At 35.0% G+C, this 10,894-nt stretch carries 7 protein-coding genes; all 7 read right to left on the bottom strand.

All coding sequences use genetic code 11. The annotated features are described in order from the left end of the window. Window positions 1–68: 68 nt before the first annotated feature. Window positions 69–1,064: a DUF6708 domain-containing protein gene (locus AAV97_RS14320; protein ID WP_046760897.1), complete on the bottom strand. Its 996-nt coding sequence runs from the start codon at window positions 1,062–1,064 to the stop codon at window positions 69–71. A 96-nt stretch (window positions 1,065–1,160) separates the two neighbouring features. Beyond that, a complete protein-coding gene (locus AAV97_RS14315; protein ID WP_081409754.1) occupies window positions 1,161–2,159 on the bottom strand; it encodes a DUF6708 domain-containing protein in 999 nt (332 codons plus the stop codon). Between the two features lie 92 nt (window positions 2,160–2,251). After that, window positions 2,252–3,250 carry a DUF6708 domain-containing protein gene (locus AAV97_RS14310; RefSeq protein ID WP_058972164.1) on the bottom strand — a complete coding sequence of 333 codons (999 nt, stop codon included), beginning with the start codon at window positions 3,248–3,250 and terminating at the stop codon, window positions 2,252–2,254. Between the two features lie 44 nt (window positions 3,251–3,294). Further along, entirely contained in the window at window positions 3,295–4,293 is a 999-nt protein-coding gene (locus AAV97_RS14305) for a DUF6708 domain-containing protein (protein WP_004825066.1), read from the bottom strand. 17 nt (window positions 4,294–4,310) lie between these two features. Then, window positions 4,311–7,310 (bottom strand): T6SS effector BTH_I2691 family protein, encoded by a 3,000-nt coding sequence (locus AAV97_RS14300; protein WP_046760891.1) that lies wholly within the window; start codon window positions 7,308–7,310, stop codon window positions 4,311–4,313. After that, window positions 7,300–8,157, bottom strand: a complete 858-nt coding sequence (locus tag AAV97_RS14295) for a hypothetical protein (protein WP_046760890.1) — start codon at window positions 8,155–8,157, stop codon at window positions 7,300–7,302. Before AAV97_RS14295 ends, AAV97_RS14300 begins: the two co-directional genes overlap by 11 nt. Further along, window positions 8,157–10,787, bottom strand: a complete 2,631-nt coding sequence (locus tag AAV97_RS14290; protein WP_046760889.1) for a type VI secretion system Vgr family protein — start codon at window positions 10,785–10,787, stop codon at window positions 8,157–8,159. Before AAV97_RS14290 ends, AAV97_RS14295 begins: the two co-directional genes overlap by 1 nt. Window positions 10,788–10,894 lie beyond the last annotated feature (107 nt).

The following is a 10,894-nucleotide window of genomic DNA, read 5'->3' as shown; positions in this document are numbered from 1 at the left end:
ATATGAAACTCTCAAAAAAAATAATTTTCTTTTTAATTCCAAAAAAATCAAAGCGCCTGCGCGCTTTATCATTTATCTTTAATCTCAAACATACTAAATTCAATGTTGTCTTTAAAACTGATTTCCTTTGGACGTTGCTGTTCCATTTTATTTTTAAGGATAACCTCTTTATGCCATACAGGTAGAGGCTTTATATTCAGCAATATTCGTCTTGCAATAAAATTACATACATCGAAAGGATAGGAAAATAACGCAGGAACCCAGTTATCATGATAAATAATTCGAAATGACTTCCATGTATCCCGATAACTTTCTTTTGCACCAATGAGCTGTTGGCAAAATGTTAATTGCGTAAACGGGTCTATCGTTCCATACATTGGATTAGGCTTTGGATATAGTTCTGCTGGTCCTTTATGCATAAAATGACATATAAATGACCATAAGCCTTGGGTATTATCCCAACCAATCATTGGAAAGCCAATGACAAAGGTATGTTTTAACAGACCATCATCTACAATATGCGCCCTAAGCTCCCTTAAGGTAAATCCTGAAAGACTAAAACTTGTCCCCATTACATAAACAACATCCTTCCAATCTCGCTCGATATACTCAGCATCAGTTAAATAAAAAAATACTTTACCTGTTTTTCGATTAAACAAGATCGGTTTACATAATGGTTTATTATGATCATATTTAAAATATGGACTTAAAAAAGAATATAATATAAAACATATTAGAAAAATATTAGAAAACAGAATAAACCCATAAATAAACCAGCCCTTATCATTAACAGGATAAAACAAAATAAAAAAAAGAATACAAAATAAGAGTATTATTAATGGTGATATAAAAACAAACATACTAAGTGACTTACCCAGTCTTGCATAATTTTGATCAATAAGCTCGATATAGTCATCATTCATGCTTAGAAAAGACCAGTTATGATTGCGTTTAAATTCATCATGAGGCGTTAAAAGTACATCACCTTCATCTAATTTGGAAAAAGGTATGTTTTCTTTAAATACATCATAACCAAACACATGTTTTTTAATTTTACTTTTCATCATGCAACCATTTTACTGATGCTTCCAAATATCAAACTCTCAAAAAAAATAATTTTCTTTTTAATTCCAAAAAAATCAAAGCGCCTGCGCGCTTTATCATTTATCTTTCATCTCAAACATACTAAATTCAAAGTTGTCTTTAAAACTGATTTCCTCTGGACGTTGTTGTTCCATTTTATTTTTAAGGATAACCTCTTTATGCCATACAGGTAGAGGCTTTATATTCAGCAATATTCGTCTTGCAATAAAATTACATACATCGAAAGGATAGGAAAATAACGCAGGAACCCAGTTATCATGATAAATGATTCGAAATGACTTCCATGTATCCCGATAACTTTCTTTTGCACCAATGAGCTGTTGGCAAAATGTTAATTGCGTAAACGGGTCTATCGTTCCATACATTAGATTAGGCTTTGGATATAGTTCTGCTGGTCCCTTATGCATAAAATGACATATAAATGACCATAAGCCTTGGGTACGAAAGATGCCAATCATAGGAAAACCAATGACGAATGTGTGTTTTAAAATACCATCATCTACAATATGCGCTCTCAGTTCTCTTAGTGGTATACCTGAAAGTCCAAAGCTACTCCCCATCACATAAACAACATCCTTCCAATCTCGCTCGATATACTCAGCATCAGTCAAATAAAAAAATACCTTGCCTGTTTTTCGATTAAATAAGATCGGTTTACATATAGGTTTTTTATGATCATATTTAAAGTATGGACTCAAAAAACCATATAAAGTAAAAAACAATAAGAATAAATAAACAAATATAACAAATATATATTTATAAATCCCTTCACTATAAAATGGTTTAATCAACATGTACATTAAACAACCAATTAAGAAAATAACTAAAGGTGATATAAAAACAAACATACTAAGTGATTTACCCAATCTTGCATAAGATTGATCGATCAGTTCAATATAATCATCATTCATGCTTAGAAAATACCAGTTATGATTACGTTTAAATTCATCATAAGGCGTTAAAAGTACATCATTTTCCTCTAATTTTGAAAAAGGTATATTTTCTTTAAAAATATCATAGCCAAACACATGTTTTTTAATTTTACTTTTCATCATGCAACCATTTTACTGATGCTTCCAAATATCAAGCTATCAAAAAATATAATGTTCTTTTTAATTCCAAAAAATCAAAGCGCTTGCGGGCTTTATCATTTATCTTTCATCTCAAACATACTAAATTCAAAGTTGTCTTTAAAACTGATTTCTTCTGGACGTTGTTGTTCCATTTTATTTTTAAGGACAACCTCTTTATGCCAGATAGGTAGAGGCTTTATATTCAGCAATATTCGTCTTGCAATAAAATTACCAAGATCAAAAGGGAAGGAAAATAACGCAGGAACCCAGTTATCATGATAAATAATTCGAAATGACTTCCATGTATCTCGATAACTTTCTTTTGCGCCAATGACCTGTTGGCAAAACGTTAATTGTGTAAACGGGTCTATTGTTCCATACATTGGATTAGGCTTTGGATACAATTCTGCTGGTCCTTTATGCATAAAATGACATATAAATGACCATAAACCCTGTGTACGGAATATACCTATCATTGGGAAGCCAATAACAAAAGTATGTTTTAACAGACCACCTTCAACGATATGCGCTCTAAGCTCTCTTAAAGGTGCACCTGAAAGACCAAAGCTATTCCCCATCACATAAATAACATCTTTCCAATCTCGCTCGATATACTCAGCATCATTTAAATAAAAAAATACCTTACCTGTTTTTCGGTTAAACAAAATCGGTTTACATAATGGTTTCTTATAATCATATTTATAAAAAGGACGAAAAAAAACAAAAAAGCAAAACCATATTATAAAAACAACAGAAGTTACAATCAAGAAAGTTATAAATATTGAATCATTACTATCACCACCAAGACTAAAATATAAGTATAAAAAATATAATGCAATTAACATAAGTGGAATTACAAATATAAATGGGCTTAAGCCTTTCCCAAGTCTTGCATATGACTGATCTATAAGTTCTATATAATCATCATTCATCCTTAGAAAAGACCAGTTATGATTACGTTTAAACTCATCATGAGGATTTAAAAGTACATCACCTTCATCTAATTTGGAAAAAGGTATGTTTTCTTTAAATACATCATAACCAAACACATGTTTTTTAATTTTACTTTTCATCATGTAACCATTTTTACTAAAGATCAAAGCGCTTCCGCGTTTTATCATTTATCTTTCATCTCAAACATAGTAAATTCAAAGTTATCTTTAAAACTGATTTCCTCTGGGCGTTGTTGTTCCATTTTATTTTTAAGGATAACCTCTTTATGCCAGATAGGTAGAGGCTTTATATTCAGCAATATTCGTCTTGCAATAAAATTACCAAGATCAAAAGGGAAGGAAAATAACGCAGGAACCCAGTTATCATGATAAATAATTCGAAATGACTTCCATGTATCTCGATAACTTTCTTTTGCTCCAATGACCTGTTGGCAAAACGTTAATTGTGTAAACGGGTCTATTGTTCCATACATTGGATTAGACTTTGGATACAATTCTGCTGGTCCTTTATGCATAAAATGACATATAAATGACCATAAGCCTTGGGTATTATCCCAACCGATCATTGGAAAGCCAATGACAAAGGTATGTTTTAACAGACCATCTTCGACAATATGCGCTCTAAGCTCCCTTAGGGTAAATCCTGAAAGCCCAAAACTTGTCCCCATTACATAAACAACATCCTTCCAATCTCGTTCGATATACTCAGCTTCATTTAAATAAAAAAATACCTTCCCTGTTTTTCGATTAAACAAAATCGGTTTACATAACGGTTTCTTATAATCATATTTAAAAAAAGGACTTAAGAACGCATACACTGGTATAAAAAATATAATCAATCCCGAAATTACGACAAATATTGAAAAAGAAATAGATTCATTAGTACCCCCATTAAATGTAAAATATAAATATAAAATATAAAATATTAATAATAATATAGGGGAACTTAAAACTAAAAGGCTTATTCCCTTCCCAAGCCTCGCATAGGTTTGATCAATAAGCTCTATATAATCATCGTTCATTCTTAGAAAAGACCAGTTATGATTGCGTTTAAATTCATCATAGGGTGATAAAAGTACATCACCTTCATCCAATTTTGAAAAAGGTATATTTTCTTTAAATACGTCATAACCAAACGCATGTTTTTTAATTTTACTTTTCATAACACGACCATTTTAAATTATTTATTGGCTGGAGATACAATCAGTTTTAACTGATCTGTTTGCTCGAAGATATCGCTAAATCTTTTCTTTTCAGTATTGGTCGATAGTAGGCATCGTTGAATCCATATTTGAATATTGTTCTCTTTTACAAAATAAGCAATTAAAGAAAAAATAATCCCTACAGCAATTGCAATCCATCCTAATGGATTCAATGCAAATATAAGATAACTTCCCAATACAACAGCAACACCACTCAAGGCTAAGTAAGTACCATAGCTTCGCTCACCATTTCTAATTGCATCAAATCCATTATAAATATCAAATCCACCAAAAATTAATCCTGCAAACAACCCGAAACCTCGCCAAATTTTTCCTGCTAAAACACTTCTATCATCTGTAGTGAGTTTTAAAATAAAACTATTCATTGACTTTAACAGCCGAGATTTTGACGTGATTTTATCACTCGAATTCAACAATGCACCGAATGCTTCTACAGTCGACATGGTGAGACCAATCACAGCAGCACTTCTGCGACTAACTTTTTCATATTTATTATCAAAGCTTTGGCTAAAAACAGTACAAATCGCCCAGCCTTGTAAGCCGACAATCGCAACTTTAATCATAAAGAATTTATAATAATCTGAGCTTGGGCTTGGCTCTATAACATCTTCAGCAATAACACTGACATTCATCGTACTTTGTTTTTTTAATAACTCAGCATGCTTTTTTACAGCTTCTCTAAAGTTTTTTGGTAAATTTCTCTCAAACTCAGGATTTACTTCTAAACGTGGCACATCGATATATTTTAGATGTTTGTATTTATCATATAGATAGTTCCAATCACTTTTTTTTATGACATTACCTAGACCATTATCTTTACCCACTATATTTTGATGTGATCTATAATAATTTCGCATTTTCGTGTTGAAATCGCTTTTGTTCGTAAAAGTAATACGCTCAGACTTGATTTCAGACAAACTAAACATTGAAATCATTAAAGGCTGGAATGGATGAGCAGCTAAAGCATTCGGGGCAGATAACCCTGTGATATTTAAAAAGGCTTTGCTGATATTGGTCAACAATGTAAATTTTAACTCTTCCGTTCGAGCTGTACTTAAAAAGCCATGAAATGAATTGATGAAATCCCCAAAAGGCTGTGTAGCAAAAGCTCCATTTAAATTAGTGAGAGACCATTTATTAATTTGTTCATTTAACTTTTGACGAAGGGCACTTGAATTTAAAGCAAGAAAATTTAAAAAGTAATTGTTAGGATCTCGAGTGTTATATAAGTATTGCCCCATGTATTTATTCATTTTTGGACATAATTTGCTACTTTCTAAAACTAGATTGACACACATGCCAAGAGAAACACCATCAACTAAATTATCTTTTTCTTGGTTAAAGAAAAAATGGTCCGCAATTACGCTTTCCTTAAGAAACTCCTGACCTATTCCATCGAGCTTATCCGCATAGCCTGCCTGCACTTGTTTTTTCTGCTTAAGTGTGGCTAAACCTGCATTAAATCTATTTGAATCAATATGCTGGACATATTCTGTATTCCATTCTTGATTTTTTACTTTTTGTTCTGCTGCTTTTTGGGCTCGCTCCTTAGCATTGAGTTCTTCTGTTGTTTTTTTATCATCCCACACGTCCTCAATGAGTCCACCAATCATTGCTCCTTGCCCACCATACATACGAATTTTTTGTTTCGCTTCCTCATTTCTTTTTAATTCGTCATTGGTAAAGTAAGGATAATCATTAATCCCAAAGTTATTTTTTAACACTTCTAATGTATTTACGGTTTTTTCATCATCAGTATAATCTTCGTCACTTATCATTTGATTTGCAACTTGAGCTGAAATATCCATCACTACGCCAACAGGGTCATCAATCGCAAATACAGCGCCAAAAAGTATTCTTGCTTTTGCATCATTTGACAAAGCTGCGGTGAGTTCCTCTTTGCTATGCTCTTTAAGAAATGAATCATCCAAACTTGATTCTGAAAATAATCTATAAGCTAAATTATTAGTTTTAACTTGGTTAATATCTTCATTTTGAGACAAAATGTTTTCAAGTATATCTTTAGGTGTCTTCCCTGACAGATAGGAAAAATACTCTGAATATGAAAATAAATCTTTTGATATATTATTTTTTAACAGACTGTTTTCTAGAGTTCCTTGACCTTTTTCGCCAGCCACCCATTCTGTCTTAGAATCTGCACAAAAACTCTCAATTCCCGTCTGCATTGGAAATGTGCCTTTTGCGTACTGTCCTGCAATAAATTTTTTTACGTCAAATTTATCCATATATTTTTCGTAAAATTCAGGTGACTTGTTTCTCAGCTTCGTTGCTTTGCTCCATGCGTTTTCAGAATATTTGAAATATACAAAAGAAGCTTCATTGGGTTTGGGTACAACGATCGTTAAAGCATTTGCTCTATGCTTAATATTCATGCAAGGCTCATCACCCTGCTCCATTAAAACTAAGGGTCTAGATGAGTAATCTTGATCATAATTTGATTCATTAATACGTTTTAAAAAACCCTTTTCAGAAATTTTATATTCTTGCCATTGATTTAAATGCTTTATGAAAACATATAAAAAACCTTTTCTTAAAGTGCTCCCTTTAAAACCATACTGTTCCATTGATGTTTCAGTTTTGTGTTTAGGATAGCTATAACTAGCCTCTGTAGCCGTAACTTTAATCGTATTCAGGGACTTAAGTGGTGCTTCAGGATTATTAGTTGAATCATGACTAGATGCATCTAAAGCTGACGTGGCTGTTGAAGCTTGAGGACTAGATGGCTTATAGGAGTTAACAAAGTTAAACTTGGTTTCTTCTAAACTCGATAAATATTCATCAATCTGTGATTTTATATCTGTTATATCATATAATTCTTTTTGATTTTCATCTTCATCAAGTGAATTATTTGCACCTGTTGATGTAAATATATAACGATTCACAAAAATCTTTAAGCCAATATCTCTTTTACAAAAATCACAACTTTTAGAATCCATACATCACCTTATTTTTTAAATTTTCATCATCAATATTTTGTTTTTTAAAAAAGTCATCCCACTCAGACGTTGAAAGCTGTTTGCTTGCCTGTTCATAGCCTTTGGGACTTTCTGTTAAACGTTGAAAAAAGTGGGTTTCAAGAAAGCTTTCACCGATTAAATCTGCATGAAAAATGGATGCTACAGCATCATCCTTGGTCAAAATTCCTTTATTTTTTATTAAGTCTGCATAATTAAAAATCTGATTAACTTTCATAAAGTATGCTGGCAAGTCGTCAGTCTTGAATTTTAACTTTTCAAACACTCTGTTGTTTACACTGATTTTGTCCAATAAATCATGATCAGGCTGTCGAATCAAATCACCTTTAGACTCAGTTTCAAAGGACAATATTTCATTTAAAAAATTGAATTCAATATTTTTAAAATATTTATTGATCCATAAAAAATCCTGACTCTCAAAGTAATTTAGCAACATCCAAATCTTTGGATCAAAAAAGCGATACAAATACTTCTTAGTGCCTATTTCATATACTAAAGTTTGCTTTAAATGATCAACAATATCAGGCTCTCGAGTCGGAACACTTTTAAACTTCATCAGAAAAAATGGCGAAAGCCCTGCTTTAACCTGATGTTGATCGTACTGTTTGATTTCCTCAACAAGAGACTCATCAACCGAATTCAAGCGCAATAAATATGGGAAAACATGCTGTACATTCTTCGCATAATCTGGTGCTAAAGACTTAAGCTGAGTTTCCACTTCATAGAAATATTGCGCATTTAGATTCGGATCAATAATGACATAATCATGCTCAATCATTTCTTTTGGATGTATAGGTGCTAATAACATTATGAAAGCTCCACAGAAGCATCACCTTTTGCCGCAGCGCCAGAAACACGCATTTCGCAAATAGGGAGTTGAGGGATCTCCGAGCTCACCTTAGCGCCACCTGTAAACTTCTGCTGCCCAGATTTCACTTCAAATAATCCACCAGTCGTTGCAAATACACCTGAACCATTGAGCTTCACTTCCGAGCCATCACCAATCAGCTTGATTTCTTTCGGACTAATAATATAAATCGTATCTTCTGTCGAAATGATTTGAATGCCTTTGCGGGCGATCAAATCAGCACCTCCATCTTGAGCTTGGACCTCTACTTTCCCCTTGCCAGCATAAAGTCTTGCACCTTCCTGTGCTGCAAACAGGCTGATCTTTGAACTGGCATGTCCCACCAAGGATTTTTGTGTGCTTAGATTAATGCTTCCGCCTGCACTATGGCTGATTTGTCCATCCGCAGAGAGGTGGATGTCTTCATTGCTTGATAGTGCAATTGAATTTGGTGAAGCCAGCATCATTACTGCGGACTTAAATGCATCCGCTTTTTTCGGATCTTGTTGAGCCAGTGTATTGATAAACCCTTGGATTCGTTCTAAGACCTCTAAAGGATCAGTCTGTTGATTCTTGGCAACCTCACTTAAGGCTTTGGCATTGTTCAGGTTACTTTCTAGCTGACTTTTGGCTGCGGTTGTATCTAGATGATTACCTGATGCCCCATCTTGTGCATGGCTACTCAGCAGTAAGCCTTGACCTGCACGTACCGCACCCCATTGATCCGTTCTTAGCTCAAAGCCTTCTCCTCGCCCTTCGCTACTATCTGTCTCTTTTGGATGACTGAGATTGCCAAGGTTGAGTTGAGTTGCGCCATGACTGCTGTGTAACTGACTGCTGATCTGGTTGGTGGTATCGTCAAATCTCAGTTGGTTATAGCCACTACCCTGATATTCCTTGCTTTTAATCCCTGCCAACTTCTTGGTATCGGGCAACTTGCCTTTGTCATCAAACTTGCTCGGACTGCGTTGCGCTTCATGGATTCGACCCACCACGAATGGTCTGTCAATGTTGCCATCAAAGAAGTCGATGACTACAATCTCCCCAATCCTAGGTAAGAAACGTGCCCCATACCCTTCGCCTGCCCATGGCGTCAATACATCAACCCAAGCTGAGTCGGTATCATTGTCATTCGAGCCTGCACCACCATCATGGCTGTGGTCTTCATTGCGGGTAAAGAGGAAGCGAACCTTGATACGTCCCCATTCATCCACATGAATTTCTTCTCCACTTGGACCAACCACTCTCGCTCGCATTGGATGGACTGCGGGTCTTTGAGTTAAGGGATTATATTCAGGAACAACCGTAATATTACATCGTTGTAGCACCAACTGATTCGCTTGGCGTTCTTCGTTGTTGTTTACGGTGAGATGGGGGCGTTGCCAATCACTTTGTTTTAACAAAGTTTCGACTTGATGGCTCAAGTCTTTGGGTAAATTATTTTGGTTATAAAACGTTTTAGAGATGATCAAGAACTGCTGATCGGCAGAATCTTTTAGCTCTAGGCTTGGATGTTGGTTAAGCTCAAAGTGATAACCCACCTGCGCATCTCGTACCGTCGATATTGCCGTGAATTGTTTGGCTTGGGCATCGTAGTAGTTGCTAAGATTTTGGTTAAAGCGTTCGATCTGACTGTTGCCTGATGGCGTTGCACCATCTTCCCCATTCAAGTCAGGAATCCATGCAGGGCTAAAGTGCCATACTTGTTCTAAGCCAAGACTGGCGTTATCGTACTGGGCACTGTGCTGATATTTGCTTTGTACATTGCCTGCACCTTCTTCGGTTTCAAGAATATCGGCTTGCCAACGGTGGATATGTACCGATGTCGGTTGAAGGGAGCGTTGTCCTGTAAAATTGATAATCGAATCGCTAGTCTCTATAGCCGAACTTCGATGAAAGCGGATCGTGCGTCGTTCTAAACTTTCGTATTGAGTATTGTCATCAATCAATCGAAGCTTTTGAGGCTGGATGGGTTCATTAAAATGAGAGACTTTAAGCTGTGCTTCATCAATTAAACTCGTCACACCTTCCGATGCTAGAAGCCTTTGAATAAGATCTATATCTCGTTCATTATTCTGCATAATGAGTGGTCGAATATCATAGTCTTTGGTCAGCCCAGTTTTATCTAAACTCAAACTAGCAGCAAACAGCGGACTTCTTTGTTGCCATTCTTTATGAAGTATTTCAACAACTTGAATCACCGACTTATTCAGAAATACTCTACTATTACGGCGTTTGTGCCACAGTGACGTTGCATCCTCAAGTTTGAGCTTATAAACCGTCAGTGCGCCATCACTTTGTCCCTGTGCAGCTTCGGTAATGATGCCTGTGGTACGGAACAGTTGTCCGCGGTCAGTGACTTGGTCGATTGCAGCTTGGCAACCGATAAACTGTTTGAGTGGAATATTTGCAGATGTTGCAAGACAGATCATTTCCACAGACACGCCTTGATTGATGGCATGTTGTCCATCAATGCGTTGCAAGAACACTTGGGCAGTCAAATCAGGATTGCTAAACTGAATGTGCAAAGCTCTTTTTTGAGCGGTTAATCCAAGTTGTTCTAAAGCCGAAAATATATTGGCAAAATTCATTTTCTTATCTAACTTAAAATAATATTAATATTTATCTATATTTAATCAAAAAAAACGATTGAATCCTAGTTTATTGATCGGTTAATTTTTAAGAAATTGTAAAAAAA

This window comes from Acinetobacter sp. Ag2, assembly GCF_001005515.1.
Taxonomy (GTDB): Bacteria; Pseudomonadota; Gammaproteobacteria; order Pseudomonadales; family Moraxellaceae; genus Acinetobacter; species Acinetobacter bereziniae.
The sequence above is the reverse complement of the archived record's forward strand: the minus strand, read 5'-3'. Positions and strand labels throughout refer to the sequence as shown.